Below are 19,474 nucleotides of genomic sequence, written 5' to 3' on the forward strand. Positions count from 1 at the left end.
CTATAGTAAGAGATGGCATTGTACTTTGAACAGGCGTATATGATACGCCTGTAACATTTAATTATCCAACTAAATAATGACAATATTGATATAGTTGTTTTAGTAATGCCAGCTTTTCAGGTTTTTGTATATAAATCTCAGCAAGTTGTTCAAGGGATTGAATATAATCTTGAACTTTAGTTGCATCTAGTTTATCACGACAATGATCTTGCCAGATTCGTAACTCTTGTTCAGTTAACGTTTCTGGATAGTTTCTAGCTTTATAACGAAACAGTAATTTTGCTAATCTTGGATCATCAAAAGTTAACGATAAACTATCTAATAATTGGGGGGGAGTAGTTCGAATCGTTTCACAATTTAATAAGTCATTTCCATTTAAAAAGCCTGCATATATTTGCGCATCGACATCACTATTGTTATTTGAGTATTCATTATCCATGCCAAATAGTTCACGCATTTTACTTTGTAATAAACTTTGATTTTCCAGTAGTTTTTGTTGATTTTCTAAGCATTTTTGTTTATCAAGATCGAAACGCTTTGCATTATCGGGTAATAGTGTGCCCAATGGCGCAATGATTGGGCATTTGTTAATATGAATTAGTTTTAATGGGATACGTTGTTCATCAACATCAAGATCTTCAGTTTTAGTGTAGAGTTTCTCTCGAATAGTTTCGACTGGTAAATTAATCAGTGAATCGATATCTCCAGTAAGATCACAAACAATCACTGCATTTTTTTGATTTGCGTGCCATGCAATAGGGCTAACTAATGACATGTTACCGCGATAACTACCTAACATGCCAGAAACGTGAATTATTGGCGTCATGTTGGCAATATCGATAAGCTCGACAACTTTATTTTTATTACGTAGTGTGAAGAAGTAATTGAATAACTTTGGTTGTACTTGCTTAATTAATTTTGCCATCGCAATGGTGGCGTAGACATCAGACATAGCATCATGCGCATGTTCATGTTTAATATTATTAGCTTTAGTGAGATCTTCTAATCGAAAACTAGGGAAACCAGATTCATTTATTGGCCAATTAATCCCTTCCGGTCTTAATGCATAACAAGCTCGGACGACATCTAGTAGGTCCCATCTTGAATTACCGTTTCGCCAACTATAAGCATAAGGGTCATAAAAGTTACGGTATAAGATGTTGCGAGTCACTTCATCATCAAAACGAATATTATTATAGCCTAAGATACACGTGTTAGGTTGGCTAAATGCTTCATGTATTTGTTTGGTGAATTCGGCTTCACATATACCTTGTTGATTTGCTTTTTGTGGTGTTATTCCAGTTATTAGCACAGCTTCAGGATTGGGAAGATAATCTTGGGCTATTTGACAATAGATGACTAAAGGTTCTTCAATAATATTAAAATCACTGTCAGTTCGAACACCAGCAAACTGAGCAGGGCGATCTAAAGCTGGATTTATGCCAAAAGTTTCATAATCGTGAAAATAAAAGGTTATCTGCTGTGAATTATTTTTCATTATTTTATAATTTTTTGTATTTTAATTTATTAAATCAAGCTGTTTTGTTTATCGGTTTTAGGATGATATTTAAGTCTGATATTGAAAAATATTAACTAAATATCGATAGTTATATATTTTATATTATATCAGATTTAATGAGAGTAATGCGGGATAAAATAAAATTATTGGAAGATAAGCTCAAATAAAAAAGTGAATATAATAATATATTCACTTTTCTAATCCTCCTAAATTAGTAATAATTATCGAGTTCTTTTAGAAATATTTTTAACTCTTCTATCCATAATTCAGCATTCATGGTTGTACCATGGCCTCGGGTCTTATCACTTGCTGGAATTAGATAATATTTAGCAGCAACAACATCCTTAAGCGCTTTTTCCATTAAACCTGTGTTTGGTGGGTTTCTTTCATCATCTTCTGAATTGATAACTAACATAAATGCTTTAATTTTTGTTAGCTCTTTTGTTGGATCAAAGTTTCTGGCTGCATCCCATTGATATAAAAAATCATTCGCGTCCATTGTTGTTCGTTCTTTTAACTTATTTGCTAATATTTCTTCTGTTTTCTGGGTGTTATAAGCGTTATTTTGCCAGGCAATATCACCTCCGTTAGTCGCGATATCGTAGTAATTATAAACAGTTTGGAATTTTTCAGGTTGTTTGCTATAAAAGCCATTATTCCAATCAGGATCGTCTTTAATTGAATTAATGATCATCTTTCTCATTATCCAATTTCGACTAGACATTGGCGCAGGGGTTGCTGCCATTGCAATTGCTGCTTTCATGTAATTAGGATACATAGTTACCCATTGCCATGTATTCATTCCGCCCATCGAGTTACCAATAATAAGTTCAAGATGATCTATATTTAAACCTTTTTTCAAAAGTATGTATTGAGCATTAACCATGTCGGTATAATCATAATGAGGAAAGTTTCCTTTCAAACCGTCAGAGGGTTTCGAAGATTGACCTGTACCAATAGCGTCAGGTAATATTATGAAATATTTTTCAGCATCCAACGGCATTCCTTTATCGAATAAGGCATGACCAAAACTGTCATTAAGCATTGAATCTCCATTGCCAGTTGTGCCATGTAAAACTAATACTGGCTTTCCTTTAGGGTCGCCGATAGTGACATAATGAATTTTTAAATTTTGAATCGTGTTACCATCATTAAATTTAAATTTTTCAATAATATAATCACCTTCTTTTCGGTTATAGAACTCGGAACAATATCCTTGCGATGCGAAAACAAGAAAAATAAAAAATAGTAGCGCTTTTTTTATATTATTCATATGTGGCTCTCTCCTTCATAATTACGTTATGAATCATATGTGTAAGAGATAGGGTAGGAAGGTAATATTTACGTTGAATGAATTTTTTCCAACGTTAGTTTCTATAATAATTTATTAAATGATAGTCATCCAATAAAAATACGTTTATTTACATTAAATAATTAAATTTGAATATGAATTTTAAGTATAAACGGAAAGTTCTTTAAGTTAGTAAAAGGGAATTATTAATTCCCTTTCTTGAAGTTATTTAATAGAATTTTTAGTCTTTGGGTGCGCTTTCGATGATATCAGCTAGCTTTTCGAGAGTTAATCTTAAGAACCTTGGCATAGCTTCGATTTCAATCGAGTCCATTAAGTTTTTTACATAGAGCCCTAATTCAGTATCGCCTTCAACAATGAGTCGACGTTGAAAGAATAATGTATCAGGATCTTGTCGTCTAGTTGCTATCATTATTAAGTCATTGGCATTGCCGATGAAGCTTACATCAGGTATTTCTTCGCGGCTAACCACAAGTTTGTTATCAATTAAGCTGACAAACCAGACTAATTGAAGATCGATAACTTGGATTTTGAGCCAACGATTTTCTAAAAAATCTAGCTCGCCATCTTCAAGTGAATGTTTGAATTGCAATTGTAATAATTGTTCAATAGCTCTTTTTTTAACGCTAAAGGGTATACATTGTAATGTCATACCCAACATTTGTGGCGCTTTATCGACAAATTGTGAATGAATTTTTCCTAGAAATTGGTGTTTATTGCCAATCATTTACGCATCTCCAGAGATCATCTTCTCATAAATATCTAAATCAGTATTTAGATGCTCGAAAACTTCTTCACTAACTTCATCACGAACTTTCATTTGAAGTAATGCGGTGCGCTCCGCCCCAATTGCGACTAAACGCATACGTCTTTCTAGATTTTCAGCTTCAAGAGCTTTTTGTTCTAAATCTTTTAAGCCAGTTCGACGTCTTAATGAACCTATAACACGTGAACCAACTTCGTGGATAATTTCTTGATCTAGGCCTTCTTCAGACGTTTCTTGTAAAAGGCTAGTTTGCATTTTTTCAAGACTAACAATAGCTTCTTCAGCCATTTGTCCTTTTACGGTTAATATTTCGTTGTCTTGTTCGGAATTATCCAAGATCACGCTACCACGTAATAAAATTGGTAACATGATAATAGCGGATATTAATGATACTAATATAATACCAGCAGCAATAAATACGAGTTGATATCTGCCCGCAATGGTTATTGGAATAGATAATACACCAGCTAGTGTTATCGCTCCGCGGACACCAGCAAAAGTAGATATCCATAAATCACGTGTGGTATATGAATTAAATGCTAATGGACGCTTTGTGCCAAATGGCATTGTTGGCATTTTTTTCATAGCCCAAAGCCAAGCAAATCGAGTGCCCATTAATACTATAAAAACGAACAATACAATTAAGCATAGTTGCCATAATTCAATTGATGCATCGGTTTGGTTTTCAGCAAATGTATTTTTTAAAATACTTGGAAGCTGAATACCTAATAGAACAAAAACAAATCCATTGAATACGAACGTTAACATTGACCATGCACTATCAGATTGTAAGCGAGTTGTTAAAGGGGCATTACGCATCATTCCTGAGTGGTTAACTGTCATACCAGCACTTACTGCAGCTAAAATACCGGAACAGTGACATTCTTCAGCAATGATATAAGCGGCAAATGGTAGTAAGAATAATAGTACGATTTGGATTGCGGGATCATTGTTTGTTAGTTGGTTTATTTTACGCAAAATACGAGCATATAACCAAGTGAATATCACCCCAACAGCTAATCCACCTAAAGCAACCACGAAGAAGGATATACTGATTTGTAATAAGTTGAATTCAAATGCACCCGCTGCAATTGCAAGTGCAAATTTTAAGGAAACCAGGCCAGAAGCGTCATTCATTAAGGCTTCACCTTCAATGATTTCCATCTTCTCTTTTTCAATTCGTCCTTTACCGACAATACCACTAAGTGCGACGGCATCGGTAGGTGATAATACTGCTGCTAATGCAAATACGGCTGGCATTGAAATATCTGGTAGCATCCAATGTAGTAAGTAACCCAGAGCAACAATTGATATAACCACTAGAACCAAGGCTAGCCCTACAATTTCTCGTACATTATGGACAAAATCTTTTACAGAAGTTTTACGTCCATCAGCAAATAGTAAAGGAGGAATGAACAGTACAAGAAATAGGTCTGAGTTAAACTCTAAATAAATACCTAATGCGGCAAGAATACTACCTAGTAGTATTTGCATTAAAGGCAATGGGATCTGTATTGGTAACATTTTTATAATGACACCAGAAAGTGATACAATTAATACTATTAGTAATATTGTTGAAAATAGTTCCATAGCTACTCTTTTAGTTATCCCATATATAGTTATCTATTATATAGGATTTTTAAGAATATTTCAGGTTAAAATTGTATAAAATCACTCAAATTTTAAGCAATCTCTATTATTGATCAAAAAAAGTAATAATTTAATTGATGGGCAGGTTAGATGGAAAATTGGCGAAGAGCATTTGTATTACATACCAGAACATACAGTGAAAGCAGTTTGCTAGTCGATTTATTCGTTGAAAATGTTGGGAAAGTAACCATTTTAGCAAAAGGTGCTAGGCGTAAACGCTCTGCATTAAAAGGTGTTTTACAACCTTTTACTCCACTAATTGTTCAATATTCAGGTCATGGAGAAATAAAAACTTTACGTCAAGTTGAGGCTGTTTCCCTTACTTTACCTCTTGTTTCTGTTTATTTATATAGCGCCTTTTATTTAAATGAACTATTACACCGTGTTTTAGTCGCCGAAACCGAAATAACTACGTTGTTTGATGATTATCTAGCAAGTATACAACAATTAGCCCAACAAGTTCCTGCTGAAAACGTGTTACGAGCATTTGAATTGGCCTTACTTGAAAATTTGGGCTATCACGTTGATTTTTTTCATTGCAGTGCAACAGGTGACGATATTGTTGAATCTATGCATTATCAATATATTTCAGAAAAAGGTTTTATTTGTAGTTTGTTACAAAATAGTACCGCTTTCACTGGTGAAGAAGTCTTAGCTTTAGGGAAAAGGCAATTTCACAATATCGATACACTTAAAGCGGCAAAACGTTTTACCAGGATGGCGTTAAAACCTTATGTTGGTGCAAAACCATTTAAAAGTAGAGAATTATTTTTAAAAATATAATTTGTATTTTTTACTTAATTTAAAAGGGACTTTATGTAAAATGTATCAGATCTATTCCGTCAACAATGTTGACGGAAAGATGATTAATCATAAATTAATAAACCGGAGGTTTGGCATAATTACCATTATCAGCAGGAAAAGCATTTGGACTTAATTTTTGATAGTTTCTACTATTATCTTCTAACTGAAATATTGCCGTGCCTATTACACCTATATTTGTTGCTGAACCTTCACTATTATGATTAGCATAAGCACTAGAGCTGTCAGAAAAAGTAAAAGCAGCTACTTCATTATTACTTTTACGGAAGCCTTCAATCACAAGTGTGTCATGTGGTCTTAAAATATAGCCATTGTTTGAGAATGAACCAGCTTTACCATTAATAACGTCTAATCCATCAATAGTTGCTACAATTTCATAGGTATTAGAAGAGTAATTACGATAGAATAATCGGTAGCTTTGTCCTACTTTACCTTGTAACTTAACGTTGTTATTTTGCTTAGTTAATGGCCATTTTTTGCCACGATCATCAAGGAAAGCCATACCAACTCTACCATTATTCAACATAACTTCTGAAATTGCTTTTCCATTATATTGATGTGCTGAATAATTGATAGTAATAACATCAATAGGGTAAAAACCGGTACGTTTCATACTTACTTGTTGAACATGCGATTCAATGCCATCTCCCCATTGAGTCCCTAAGCTTTTATTAGCACTTTCTGTAACAGTATTAGATGATGCAACATCACTATTACGATGAGATTGGCATCCAGTTACAATTAAAGTTAATAAAGATAAAATAGCGATAAAATATTTTGTATGCATTACTTTCATATTCCTTTATATATTATGTAGTTAAACATATTTATCTTAATACATTATATTATTATATATAATATTTTTTGGCTGGCTATGTTTTATTTCAGCTATTTATAATTAATTATGACTAATTAAGTGTTAGTAAATTATTATAATAAAATCTGTGATAAACCCTCGATATTCTATTTAAAATCCTTAAGATAAGTGGTAGTATACACAACTATTTTTTATGTACGCATGTGCGCTTTCGTGTGGCGCACCACTGTTATAAGGATTTATTATGCCAATTATTACTCTTCCTGACGGAAGTCAACGTCAATTTGATAAGCCTGTTACTGTTTTAGAAGTTGCTCAAAGTATTGGAGCTGGTCTTGCCAAAGCATGTATTGCTGGGCGAGTAAATGGTGAACGTAAAGATGCTTGTGATTTAATTGAGCAAGATTCAACTTTATCTATTATTACATCAAAAGATGAAGATGGGCTTGAAATAATTCGTCACTCTTGCGCTCATTTGTTGGGGCATGCAATTAAACAACTTTGGCCAAATACGCAAATGGCAATTGGTCCAACGATTGATAACGGCTTTTATTACGATGTCGATTTAGATCACTCTCTAACTCAGGAAGATCTTGACGCTCTAGAAAAGCGTATGCATGAATTGGCTAAGAAAGATTATGAAGTTATAAAAGAAGTAGTAAGTTGGGAACGTGCTAGAGAAGTATTCTGGGAGCGTCATGAACCATATAAAATTGCTATTTTAGATGAGAATATTCCAAAAGATTCTACTCCTGCACTTTATCACCATGAAGAATATATTGACATGTGCCGCGGGCCACATGTGCCGAATATGCGTTTTTGCCATCATTTTAAATTACAAAAAATTGCTGGAGCATATTGGCGGGGTAATAGTGATAATAAAATGTTACAACGTATTTATGGCACAGCCTGGGCTGATAAAAAACAACTTGATAGTTACTTACAATTTTTAGAAGAAGCAGCTAAGCGAGACCATCGTAAAATTGGTAAACAGCTAGATTTGTATCATATGCAGGAAGAAGCACCTGGTATGGTGTTTTGGCATAACGATGGTTGGATTATTTTCCGTGAACTTGAGGTTTTTGTTCGCACTAAACTAAAAGAATACGATTATCAAGAAGTGAAAGGTCCATTTATGATGGATCGGGTTTTATGGGAAAAAACAGGTCACTGGGGTAACTATAAAGAGTTGATGTTTGTTACTTCATCTGAAAATCGTGAATACTGTATTAAACCGATGAACTGCCCAGGGCACGTTCAAATTTTCAATCAAGGTTTAAAATCTTATCGCGATTTACCACTAAGAATGGCTGAGTTTGGTAGTTGTCACCGAAACGAACCGTCAGGCTCATTACACGGTTTAATGCGTGTTCGCGGTTTTACCCAAGATGATGCACATATCTTTTGTACTGAGAACCAAATCCGCAGTGAAGTTAATAACTGTATCAAAATGGTTTATGACATGTATAGCACATTTGGTTTCAAAGACATTACTGTTAAATTATCAACTCGTCCTGAAAAACGTATTGGTAAAGATGAAACTTGGGACTTAGCCGAGAAAGATTTAGCAGAATGTTTAACTGAAAATGGTATTGAATTTGAGTATTTACCTGGCGAAGGTGCATTTTATGGGCCAAAAATTGAATTTACGCTTCATGATTGCTTAGGTCGTGCATGGCAATGTGGTACAGTCCAGCTCGACTTTATGTTACCAGAAAGATTAGATGCAACTTATGTAGGTGAAGATAATGAACGTCATGTTCCAGTTATGATTCACCGAGCGATTTTAGGTTCGATGGAACGTTTTATGGGAATTTTGACTGAAGATTGTGCAGGATTCTTCCCAACTTGGTTAGCACCATTACAAGTTGCCGTTATCAATATTACCGATAATCAAGCTGATTATGCGAAACAATTAACCAGCCAATTACAAAAAGTTGGTATTAGAGCAAAAGCAGACTTGAGAAATGAGAAAATAGGGTTTAAAATTCGTGAGCATACTCTAAAACGTGTTCCTTATATGTTTGTTTGTGGAGACAAAGAAATGGAATCAGGAACAATTTCAGTTAGAACACGCCAAGGTAAAGATCTTGGTAGCTTTGAAGTGAAACATGTTATAGAATTATTGCTTAATGAAATTCATAGTCGTTCATTAGAACAGATGAATTAATGATAAATTACTTTGGAGGAATGAGATATTAAAGTCAGTAAGCGAATTCAGTCAACACGCGCGCACAAAATTAACGATGAGATTACAGCTCGCGAGGTGAGGTTAACCGGCGTCGATGGTGAACAGCTCGGTATTGTTAGCTTAGATGAAGCTTTAAAACAAGCTGAAGAAGCAACGTTGGATTTAGTTGAAATAAGTCCTAATGCAGAGCCACCTGTTTGTCGAATTATGGATTATGGCAAATTCCTCTATGAAAAGAGTAAAGCAACAAAAGAACAGAAGAAGAAGCAAAAGGTTGTTCAGGTTAAGGAAATTAAATTCCGACCTGGTACAGACGAAGGCGACTATCAGGTAAAACTCCGCAGCCTGATACGCTTTCTTGAAGATGGCGATAAAGCCAAAGTTACGTTGCGTTTTCGTGGACGTGAAATGGCTCACCAACAGTTAGGTATTGAAATGCTTGACCGCATTAAAGAAGACTTAGCTGATTTGGCGGTTATTGAATCTTATCCAACTAAGATTGAAGGTCGTCAAATGATTATGGTGTTAGCGCCGAAGAAAAAGTAATGGTTTTCCAAGTTAATTTTTAGTTTCTGAAAATTACACCATTATTTTATTTTTATTAACAATGCGAAGTGGAAATTTATAAAATGCCTAAAATTAAAACTGTAAGAGGCGCAGCAAAGCGCTTTAAAAAAACAGCTTCTGGTGGCTTTAAGCATAAACAAGCTAACAAGAGCCATATCCTAACTAAAAAATCAACTAAGCGTAAACGTCATTTACGTGGTTTGACTACTGTGTCAAAAGGCGATTTAGGTTTAGTAGTGGCGTGTGTTCCATACGCTTAATTATTGATTAATTTTTTAGAGGATATAGTTTATGGCTCGTGTTAAACGTGGTGTTATTGCTCGTGCACGTCACAAGAAAATTTTAAAACAAGCAAAAGGGTATTATGGTGCTCGTTCACGTGTATATCGTGTTGCTTTCCAAGCAGTAATTAAAGCAGGACAATATGCTTATCGTGACCGTCGTCAACGTAAACGTCAATTCCGTCAATTATGGATTGTACGTATCAATGCTGCTGCTCGTCAATGTGGTCTTTCTTATAGTCGTTTCATCAACGGTTTAAAGAAAGCTTCAATTGAAATCGATCGTAAGATCCTTGCAGATATTGCTGTATTTGATAAAAATGCATTCGCTGCATTAGTTGAAAAGGCAAAAGCTGCACTTTAATAGCTTTATAAGAGCCGAGTTATCTCGGCTTTTATGTTTTATAAAAAGATTATTTAAGAGTTAATTATGAATTTAGTTATTTTTCGTTTCTTTTTTAGCTTCAATAATGCTATTCGTTCGTGAGGCAAATAAAAAACGAAAAATAATTATAAAAGCCTCAGAAGAGGCTTTTTTTATGTAATAAACAATAAGCAGGAGAACTGTATGTCTCAATTAGTTGAACTGGTAAGCAATGCCAAATCCGCTATTGAAAATGCTAATGATATTAATGCCATAGAACAAATTCGAGTGGAATATTTTGGTAAAAAAGGCTATTTTACAATGCAGATGGCTTCTTTACGTGATGTTCCCGCTGATGAACGCCCCGCTGTAGGTCAGAAAATTAATGATGCTAAGCAACAAGTTGTTGAGTTATTAAATCAGAAGCGTAACTTTTTAGAGCGTCAGGCTCTTAATGCAAAATTAGCAAATGAAACAATTGACATTACATTACCAGGTAAGTCACTAGAATTAGGTGGTTTACATCCAGTTACTAAGACAATTAATCGTTTAGTTGAATTTTTTGGAGAACTGGGCTTTGTTGTTGAGACTGGACCAGAAATCGAGGACGATTATCATAACTTTGATGCATTAAATATTCCTGCTCATCATCCTGCACGTGCTGATCACGATACATTTTGGTTTGATGCAAAACGTTTATTACGCACACAAACTTCTACAGTTCAAATAAGAACAATGGAAAATCAAAAACCACCAATCCGAATCATTGCTCCAGGTAGAACTTATCGTAATGATTATGATCAAACGCATACGCCAATGTTTCACCAAATGGAAGGGTTATTGATAGATAAAAATGTAAGTTTTACCCATTTGAAGGGGTTATTGCATGATTTTCTTCATTGTTTTTTTGAGGATAATATGGAAATTAGATTTAGACCTGCATATTTTCCATTTACAGAACCTTCAGCAGAAGTGGACATCAAGGCTAAGAATGGCAAATGGTTAGAAGTTTTAGGATGCGGTATGGTTCATCCTAATGTATTACGTAATGTTGGAATAGATCCTGAAATATATAATGGTTTTGCCTTTGGTATGGGAATTGAAAGGTTAACCATGTTGCGTTACGGCGTCACTGATTTGCGTTCTTTCTTTGAAAATGATTTACGTTTTTTAAAACAATTTAATTAATTCTGGAGATCAAAACATGAAATTTAGTGAAAGTTGGCTACGTGAATGGATCAATCCAGAAATTAGTAGCGAAAAGTTAGCCGATCAATTAACCATGGCTGGACTAGAAGTCGATGATGTTGAAAAAGTTGCTGGTGATTTTTCAGGTGTCGTTGTTGGAAGGGTAGTTGAGTGTAAACAACATCCTAATGCCGATAAGCTCCGTGTAACTAAAGTCGATATTGGCAAGCCTGAATTACTGGATATTGTTTGTGGTGCACCAAATTGTCGTCAGGGTTTAACTGTTGCTTGTGCAACAATTGGGGCTGTTCTACCAGGTGATTTTAAAATTAAAGCCGCCAAATTACGTGGCGAACCTTCAGAAGGTATGCTTTGTTCTTACTCTGAATTAGGAATATCAGAAGATCATAGTGGCATTATTGAATTGCCTGATGATGCACCTTTAGGGCAAGATATCCGAGAATATCTAAATCTTAATGATGTTATGATTGAGATTAGTGTTACGCCTAATCGGGCTGATTGTTTTGGTATCATTGGTGTTGCCCGAGATATCTCTGCAGTTAACAATATTCCAATGAAACAACTTAATATTGAAAGTGTTCCAGCAACTATTGCTGATACTGTGTCAATTGAAATAAATGAACCTAAAGCTGCGCCACGTTATCTTGGTCGAGTAATAAAAAATATTGATGTTAATGCAACAACACCACTTTGGATGAAAGAGAAATTACGCCGTGGTGGTATTCGCTCAATTGATGCCATTGTCGATATTACTAATTATGTGTTATTAGAATTAGGTCATCCGATGCACGCATTTGATTTGGCGCAAATCGATTCAGGAATTATTGTTCGTTATGCTCATCAAGATGAAAAACTTGTTTTATTAAACGGGAATGAAGTAAAACTAAACGATAAAACACTCGTTATTGCTGATCATCAAAAAGTATTAGCAATGGCTGGTATTATGGGGGGAGAAAAATCTGGCGTAACAACTTCCACAAAAGATATCTTCCTTGAATCAGCTTTTTTTGCACCATTAGCAATAACTGGTAAAGCTCGTGAATATGGTTTACATACTGATGCTTCTCACCGTTATGAACGTGGTGTTGATCCTTCTTTACAATTATCTGCTATGCAAAGAGCGACTCAATTAATTGTTGATATTTGTGGTGGTGATGTAGGTCCTATCTCTGAAATTACAAACGAAAAAGAGCTTCCTTCTCAAGCTACAATTCAACTACGTAGACATAAAGTGGATCAAATTATAGGTTATGTAATTGAAACTCAAAAAATTACAGACATTTTAGTTAGATTGGGCTGTGAAGTTTCTTATAATGAAAATGTTTGGACTGTTAAATCACCAAGTTGGCGATTTGATTTGCAAATCGAAGAGGATTTAATTGAGGAAGTTGCTCGAATTTATGGCTATAACAATATTCCTAATGTGAATCTGAAAATAGAATCTGTAATGAAGCCAAAACCTGAAAATATAGTCCCTTTGTCTAGAGTAAAAAATTTATTAGTAGATAAAGGTTATCAAGAGGCGGTGACTTATAGTTTTGTTGATCCTAAAATTCAACAACTTCTTCACCCAGAGCAGTATCATATTACATTACCTAATCCTATTTCGAGTGAAATGTCTGTTATGCGTTTATCATTATGGTCAGGGTTATTAGATGCTGTAATATATAATCAAAATCGTCAACAATCTCGGATGAGATTATTTGAAACAGGCTTACGTTTTATTCCAGATGATTCATGTGAATTTGGTGTTCGCCAGGAATTGATGCTTGCTGGTGTTCTTACTGGCACTCTTTATGAAGAGCATTGGTCATTACCTAAACAAAATATTGATTTTTATGATTTGAAAGGGGACTTAGAGTTACTATTTTCTCTTTTAGGTTGTAATGAAAAAATTGTATATCAGAAATCAGAGCTTGATGCATTACATCCTGGACAAAGTGCTGCTATTTACTTGAATGGCGAGCTTATTGGTAATTTTGGTGTTTTACATCCAGAAATTGAAAAAAAATTATCTTTAAATAGTAAAACGCTTGTTTTTGAAATAAATTTAGATAAAATTAATGATAAAAGAGTACCAGTTGCTCATGAGTTATCTAAATATCCGTCTAATAAGCGAGATATTGCTGTAGTTGTATCTAACACAATACCAGCAGCAGATATTATTTCTGAGTGTAAACATGCTGGTGGTGAACAACTTGTAAGAGTTAATTTATTTGATGTATATCAAGGTGAAAACATAGATAAAGATCAGAAAAGCCTTGCTATCAGTTTGATTTTACAAGACAAATCACGTACACTAGAAGAAGAAGATATAACAAACATTGTAAGCAAGTGTGTTATTGCTTTACAAAACCGTTTCAATGCCCTATTAAGAGAATAATAATTATGACATTAACTAAAGCTGATATTGCAGATCGTCTTGCCGATAAATTTGATATTGATCGTCAAGAAGCTAAAGTCCTAGTTGAACTTTTTTTCGAAGAAATTCGTGTTGCTTTAGAAAAAGGTGAACCTGTTAAACTGTCTGGATTTGGTAATTTCGCTGTTCGTGATAAAAATTCACGACCAGGTCGCAATCCAAAAACAGGCGAAAGTGTTGATATCTCAGCTCGTCGAGTTGTCACATTTAGACCAGGTATTAAATTTAGAGAACGAATTGAGAAAAATTTAACTCTATAGTTAAACATTTTTAAATTTCGTTTGATATGTAATAGCCTTTCTGTTGTTATTACAAGACAGGAAGGTTAGTTCTTTTTTCGTTATAAATATTGTAATAATTTGCTAATTAAAGCATAATAACGCCTCTTCAATGGAGGCTCTATGGGTCCTCTTGCAACATTTTTTTGCTCATCAGGTCAGGTCCGGAAGGAAGCAGCCAAAGTAAAAAATATGTGTGTGGGATGTGGCTGATAGGGTCTCCTCCAAAATTCTCTAAATTAATATTGCTATTAACTTACCATTGTCTTTAATGGCTATTAAATAGTCACTTAATTTATCCTTTCAAAATTTCATATTAAAGAGGTTGTAGAGATGCAACATTTTTGCGATCATATATCAAATTTTATTTATCTTCTTAAGTAAAATTATTCATATTAGAAAAACAGTAATGAGGAATTATTTATGATGCGAGTTGGATTATTTATCCTAACTAACTTAGCTGTTATGTTTGTATTTGGTATTATTTTAAGTATTTGTGGCGTTGATGCTTATAGTACATTAGGATTGCTTATATTTGCGGCTATATTTGGTTTTGGTGGGTCTTTTATTTCACTTCTTTTATCTAAAAGAATGGCTTTAAGTTCTGTTGGTGGGAAAATAATTACTCATCCTCGCAACGCTCAAGAGCAATGGCTTTTAGATGTAGTTAATCGTCAAGCAAATGAATTGAAATTAAAAACACCACAAGTTGCGATTTATCAAGCAGAAGATATAAATGCTTTTGCAACGGGAGCAACTAAAAATAATTCTCTCGTAGCTGTTAGCTCGGGTCTTTTAGCCGCTATGACTCAAGATGAAGCTGAAGCTGTAATTGGACATGAAATGAGTCACGTTGCAAATGGTGATATGGTGACAATGGCACTTTTACAAGGTGTACTTAATACTTTTGTTATTTTCATTTCACGAATTTTTGCTTCAATCGTAACAAAAGCTTTGGAAGATAGAAGTGAAGGATTATCTACTTTTGCTTATTATTTCATCGTAATGATTTTTGAAACTGTATTTGGTATTTTAGCAAGCATCATTGCTATGTGGTTTTCACGTTATCGAGAGTTCCATGCTGATGCAGGCTCAGCGAAATTAGTAGGGTCTACTAAAATGATTGCTGCTTTAGAAAAATTAAAATTGAGTCATGAGCCAAGTGAAGAAGCATCAATTTTGGCATTCTGTATTAATGGTGAGAAGAAAGCAAGATTTTCTCAACTATTCTTATCTCATCCACCTTTAGATAAACGTATTGAAGCATTGCGTAATCAATCTAATATTCTTTAATAAATAATATTTAAAAACTTCAATGGCAAATATTAATTGTATTTGCCATTTTTTAATTAAAATTTAATATACCATCCTAATTTTTTCTCAGAGAATCTCTCATGTATAGGCAACACACTACTAAATTAGAATTACTTAGCCCCGCAAAAAATATAGAAATTGCAAAAGAAGCTATCTTACATGGAGCTGATGCTATTTATATTGGCGGTCCTCAATTTGGTGCTCGTCATAATGCTGGTAATTCAGTAAGTGATATTGCTAAACTAGTAGAATTTGCTCATCATTTTTACGCTAAGGTTTTTGTAACTTTAAACACAATTCTTCATGACAATGAGCTTGAAGCTGCAAGACAACTAATTTGGCAATTATATAATGCTGGTGTGGATGCTTTGATAGTTCAAGATATGGGAATATTAGCTATGGATATCCCACCAATCGATTTACATGCTAGTACCCAAATGGATATTAGAACGCCAGAAAAAGCTAAATTTCTTTCCGATGTAGGTTTTTCTCAAATAGTTTTAGCGAGAGAATTAAATTTAACCGAAATAGCAAACATACATCAACAAATTGATGCAAATATTGAATTTTTTATTCATGGCGCATTATGTGTTGCATTTTCTGGTCAATGCTATATTTCTCATGCACAAACGGGTCGAAGCGCTAATCGAGGCGACTGTTCTCAAGCTTGTCGATTGCCATTTACATTAAAAGACGAACAAGGTCGCATCGTCGCTTATGAAAAACATCTTTTATCAATGAAGGATAATAATCAGTCTGATAATTTAATAGAGTTGATACAAGCCGGAGTGAGATCTTTCAAGATTGAAGGCAGATACAAAGATTTGAGTTATGTTAAAAATATAACCGCATTTTATCGTAAAAAATTAGATAATATTTTAGAAAAAAACACAGATTTTGTTGCTGCATCGAGTGGCAAAACTGAACACTTTTTTACCCCAGATCCAAATAGAACATTCCACAGAGGATCTACCGATTATTTTGTTCGAGGTAGACAAGCCAATATTGGTGCATTTGATTCACCCAAATTTATTGGCTTAACAATTGGTGAAATTATAAAAATTACTAAACAATCTATCGTAATAAAATCAGAACAAGCGTTAACTAATGGTGATGGATTAAATGTTTTAATCAAAAGGGAAATTATAGGTTTTAGAGCTGATAAAGTAGAAAAAATTGGTAATAATCATTATCAAGTATTTCCTAATGAAATACCTAAAGCATTATATTCTATAAAATTACCTTATCAAATTAATCGCAATTTAGATCATAATTGGCAACAAATTTTATTAAAAGAATCTTGTTGCCGTCGTATCGGTGTAACATTTAGGCTTAAAAATATAGCAAACGGTTTGGAGTTAATTGCATCGAGTGAAGAGGGTAGTTGCGTTAAAATTGAATTGAAAGGCCCATTTGAGTTAGCTAAGCAACAGGATAAAGCTCTCAATAATATAAGAGATAGTTTATCTAAGTTAGGTCAGACAACCTATTATTTAGCGGAGTTAATTATAGATTTAAACCAAGCTTATTTTGTTCCCAACAGTCAATTAAATCAGTTAAGACGAGATATTATTGATAAATTAACTCTAGAGCGATTAAATAATTATCGAAGAAATATTCGTAAACCTCAAGTAAATCCAATACCGATATATCCTGAACAACAATTAAGTTTTTTAGCTAATGTTTATAATCACAAAGCTCGTGAATTTTATGCTCAACATGGTGTAAAACTAATCGAGAGTGCATTTGAAGCTCACGAAGTTAAAGATGACGTTCCTTTAATGACTACAAAGCATTGTCTAAGATTTGCATTTAATTTATGTCCAAAACAAGCTAAAGGGATTCAAGGAGTTAAAACTAAAGTAACACCAATGAAATTAATTCAAAATAATAATGAAGAATTAATTTTAAAATTCAACTGTAAAGCTTGTGAAATGCAGGTTTGGGGCAAAATCAAAAAACATATTTTAAAAATCCCAGTACTTGGTAGTGAAGTTATTTTACTGACAAATAATAATTAACATGTTGATTATTAAGAATTTATATCTAATTAATAAAAAATATTAGCGATAAATAGTAATGCAAAAGGTGTTATTTTAGTTCGTAATAATGTTATTGTTTAACATAATATACATTATTTGAACTTTAATATTATGATTTTATTAAATATAATTAATTAGGTAAGTAATAATTGAAAATAAGTGATAAATCCTATAACAAATTAATATACTGAGTTACTCAACACAACGCATTTCACATTATGTATACTAAATTAATTTAACTAATAAAATCAATAGATTGATGGTTTATTTTAAATAAACTTAAATTACTTAAAAATGTATCTACATTATCTTTCCATATCGTTATCTTTTTCGTTATCTTTTATTTGTCTGATCGATTTTTTATTTGCCACATTCTGCTTAGCAGTTTGAAGTAGTTTAGCAAAGCTCTCATCTTGTGATAGTTTATTTTCATCTTTATTAATTTCATTTTGAATAGATACAGATGGTAAACCTTTATCAATCTTGGAATCATAAATTTTTTCTTGTCGATTATAAACGGTTAATGATTCAATTTGCGTTGATTGACTTAGTTTATTCGCATTAACGGGTAAAGCTTCAACAACTTGATCATGCACATTTTTAGGAACATAGCGTGGGATACGTCCTTGTTTTAAAGCCTTTTCATAACGAATATTAACACTTTGCCAACTTACCTCTTTTGGACAAATATGAATCAATACATCAATGCTATAACCATTATTTTTTAAGTCATTAATTTTTTTTTCTGCTTTATTTATATTTTTGAGTGTGCCATCAATAATAATATTATACTTGGCATCAATAGCTCGTTTTTGTATTTCTTCTTTGATTTCACTTGCAAATTGATGTGTATATTCTGAAGATTCTTTGCCATATTTTTCATACAATGTTTTGTAGTTTGGGTGACGTTCTCGATAAGAATCTAAGTCAATAATTAGAATATTATTACTGTATTCAGTTTGAAGTTTATTTGTAAAGGTAGATTTACCAGCTCCTGGTTGTCCACCTACAACATAAGCTTTGGGGTTTTGTTGTGATGTCAATTCGGGTTGTTCTATATGAATATCAATCCATATGTCATTAACGATATGATTCTTTTCTTGATTAGATACATGGGATAATTGTTCATTGTTTTTCATATTAATTACTTATATTTATTTTCGATTAACTGGAAAAATTTTAATGCAGCTTCATAATCAATTTCTGCATAAGAAGTATCTGCAATTTTTTTTCTAAATTCTCTTAATTTTTTAATATCTTCTAACATATCTGATGTATATTCATTGCCATAGCCTTTTGCTTTTGAAATGCAAATTCGAACACTGTTATACATTTCTTCCCATAAAAACTCTTTTTCGTCAAAAGTCGCCATAAACTTTTCCTTTTCTGTATTAAATTTATAAACAGTTTAGATTATAGAATATATTTTTAATGGCGTCCAAATGAAAAGGCTCTCTATGCTTTCCTTTCCACTTGGAAGCCCTCCAAAATTTGGTTATAATTCAGCCGTTAATATCAACAAAACTACTTAAGGAGTGCGGTATGCGAGACCAAAAAGAACGAGTTTACAGTATTGAAAGATTGACTAAAAATGAATTCAGACATGCTTTGGCGGTAAATTTAATTACACAAGAACAACATGATAATTACCTCCAGGAGCTCAATGAATTAACATCATATATTTATGAAAAGTATAAAGATGACCCAAGTTTTTATCCTGATGATTGGGATAAGATAAATAATTACTATGAAAAAATTGTAGCCTTAGATTTTGTACGTGCTCGAACTAAAAATAATTTAGAGCTAATTTGGCTAATTGAGATGTAATGATGAAGCTTGATAATTTAGATAATCTCTTTGAGCAGATAGAGCAGACAACTAAAAGTCAGCGGGTTTCAAATTTTAATCTGATTAATGCCA

At 33.3% G+C, this 19,474-nt stretch carries 18 protein-coding genes and 1 other RNA gene; 12 read left to right on the forward strand and 7 right to left on the reverse strand.

Annotation, left to right across the window (positions count from 1 at the left end):
- Positions 1 to 61: 61 nt before the first annotated feature.
- From sbcB to J3U24_RS08595, 4 genes are all read right to left on the reverse strand, one after another.
- On the reverse strand, positions 62 to 1,498 hold the full coding sequence (gene sbcB, locus J3U24_RS08580) for an exodeoxyribonuclease I (protein WP_267337560.1): 1,437 nt from the start codon (positions 1,496 to 1,498) through the stop codon (positions 62 to 64).
- Positions 1,499 to 1,730: 232 nt separating this feature from the next.
- Positions 1,731 to 2,792, reverse strand: coding sequence for an alpha/beta fold hydrolase (locus J3U24_RS08585; protein ID WP_267337559.1), 1,062 nt, complete (start codon positions 2,790 to 2,792; stop codon positions 1,731 to 1,733).
- A 259-nt stretch (positions 2,793 to 3,051) separates the two neighbouring features.
- Positions 3,052 to 3,558, reverse strand: coding sequence for a ubiquinone anaerobic biosynthesis accessory factor UbiT (gene ubiT / locus J3U24_RS08590; protein ID WP_267337558.1), 507 nt, complete (start codon positions 3,556 to 3,558; stop codon positions 3,052 to 3,054).
- Positions 3,559 to 5,187: a Na+/H+ antiporter gene (locus J3U24_RS08595; RefSeq protein ID WP_065562106.1), complete on the reverse strand. Its 1,629-nt coding sequence runs from the start codon at positions 5,185 to 5,187 to the stop codon at positions 3,559 to 3,561. It lies immediately after the preceding gene.
- 150 nt (positions 5,188 to 5,337) lie between these two features.
- On the opposite strand from J3U24_RS08595, the gene recO reads away from it, so the two are divergent.
- Complete coding sequence (gene recO, locus J3U24_RS08600; protein ID WP_065562105.1) at positions 5,338 to 6,030, forward strand: DNA repair protein RecO; 693 nt, start codon at positions 5,338 to 5,340, stop codon at positions 6,028 to 6,030.
- Positions 6,031 to 6,124: 94 nt separating this feature from the next.
- Here the strand turns inward: recO and J3U24_RS08605 are convergent, their stop codons facing one another.
- The gene (locus J3U24_RS08605; protein ID WP_267337557.1) at positions 6,125 to 6,856 is read right to left on the reverse strand and encodes a hypothetical protein; all 732 of its coding nucleotides are present in this window, start codon (positions 6,854 to 6,856) and stop codon (positions 6,125 to 6,127) included.
- A gap of 274 nt (positions 6,857 to 7,130) precedes the next feature.
- Between J3U24_RS08605 and thrS the strand changes: the two genes are divergently transcribed.
- The 10 genes from thrS (at position 7,131) to J3U24_RS08655 (ending at position 17,533) form a co-directional block, all read left to right on the forward strand.
- Positions 7,131 to 9,056 carry a threonine--tRNA ligase gene (thrS, locus tag J3U24_RS08610; protein WP_065562103.1) on the forward strand — a complete coding sequence of 642 codons (1,926 nt, stop codon included), beginning with the start codon at positions 7,131 to 7,133 and terminating at the stop codon, positions 9,054 to 9,056.
- 27 nt (positions 9,057 to 9,083) lie between these two features.
- A complete protein-coding gene (infC, locus tag J3U24_RS08615; RefSeq protein ID WP_065562102.1) occupies positions 9,084 to 9,623 on the forward strand; it encodes a translation initiation factor IF-3 in 540 nt (179 codons plus the stop codon).
- Between the two features lie 83 nt (positions 9,624 to 9,706).
- Positions 9,707 to 9,904 carry a 50S ribosomal protein L35 gene (gene rpmI / locus J3U24_RS08620; protein ID WP_034882133.1) on the forward strand — a complete coding sequence of 66 codons (198 nt, stop codon included), beginning with the start codon at positions 9,707 to 9,709 and terminating at the stop codon, positions 9,902 to 9,904.
- A gap of 31 nt (positions 9,905 to 9,935) precedes the next feature.
- The gene (rplT, locus tag J3U24_RS08625) at positions 9,936 to 10,289 is read left to right on the forward strand and encodes a 50S ribosomal protein L20 (RefSeq protein ID WP_024496189.1); all 354 of its coding nucleotides are present in this window, start codon (positions 9,936 to 9,938) and stop codon (positions 10,287 to 10,289) included.
- A gap of 204 nt (positions 10,290 to 10,493) precedes the next feature.
- Positions 10,494 to 11,477 carry a phenylalanine--tRNA ligase subunit alpha gene (pheS, locus tag J3U24_RS08630; protein WP_065562101.1) on the forward strand — a complete coding sequence of 328 codons (984 nt, stop codon included), beginning with the start codon at positions 10,494 to 10,496 and terminating at the stop codon, positions 11,475 to 11,477.
- A gap of 16 nt (positions 11,478 to 11,493) precedes the next feature.
- A complete protein-coding gene (gene pheT, locus J3U24_RS08635; protein WP_267337555.1) occupies positions 11,494 to 13,881 on the forward strand; it encodes a phenylalanine--tRNA ligase subunit beta in 2,388 nt (795 codons plus the stop codon).
- 5 nt (positions 13,882 to 13,886) lie between these two features.
- Positions 13,887 to 14,180: an integration host factor subunit alpha gene (locus J3U24_RS08640; protein ID WP_034882129.1), complete on the forward strand. Its 294-nt coding sequence runs from the start codon at positions 13,887 to 13,889 to the stop codon at positions 14,178 to 14,180.
- A gap of 140 nt (positions 14,181 to 14,320) precedes the next feature.
- Positions 14,321 to 14,416: signal recognition particle sRNA small type (gene ffs / locus J3U24_RS08645), an RNA gene on the forward strand.
- Between the two features lie 205 nt (positions 14,417 to 14,621).
- The gene (gene htpX / locus J3U24_RS08650; RefSeq protein WP_267337554.1) at positions 14,622 to 15,491 is read left to right on the forward strand and encodes a protease HtpX; all 870 of its coding nucleotides are present in this window, start codon (positions 14,622 to 14,624) and stop codon (positions 15,489 to 15,491) included.
- A gap of 101 nt (positions 15,492 to 15,592) precedes the next feature.
- Positions 15,593 to 17,533: a peptidase U32 family protein gene (locus J3U24_RS08655; RefSeq protein ID WP_065734111.1), complete on the forward strand. Its 1,941-nt coding sequence runs from the start codon at positions 15,593 to 15,595 to the stop codon at positions 17,531 to 17,533.
- Positions 17,534 to 17,859: 326 nt separating this feature from the next.
- Here the strand turns inward: J3U24_RS08655 and J3U24_RS08660 are convergent, their stop codons facing one another.
- Complete coding sequence (locus J3U24_RS08660) at positions 17,860 to 18,693, reverse strand: zeta toxin family protein (protein WP_065734112.1); 834 nt, start codon at positions 18,691 to 18,693, stop codon at positions 17,860 to 17,862.
- 5 nt (positions 18,694 to 18,698) lie between these two features.
- Complete coding sequence (locus J3U24_RS08665) at positions 18,699 to 18,926, reverse strand: hypothetical protein (RefSeq protein ID WP_065734113.1); 228 nt, start codon at positions 18,924 to 18,926, stop codon at positions 18,699 to 18,701.
- Positions 18,927 to 19,096: 170 nt separating this feature from the next.
- Between J3U24_RS08665 and J3U24_RS08670 the strand changes: the two genes are divergently transcribed.
- A complete protein-coding gene (locus J3U24_RS08670) occupies positions 19,097 to 19,381 on the forward strand; it encodes a hypothetical protein (protein WP_065734114.1) in 285 nt (94 codons plus the stop codon).
- The last annotated feature ends 93 nt before the right edge of the window (positions 19,382 to 19,474 follow it).

The organism is Gilliamella sp. B2785 (assembly GCF_026537005.1).
Classification (GTDB): Bacteria; Pseudomonadota; Gammaproteobacteria; order Enterobacterales; family Orbaceae; genus Gilliamella; species Gilliamella apicola_E.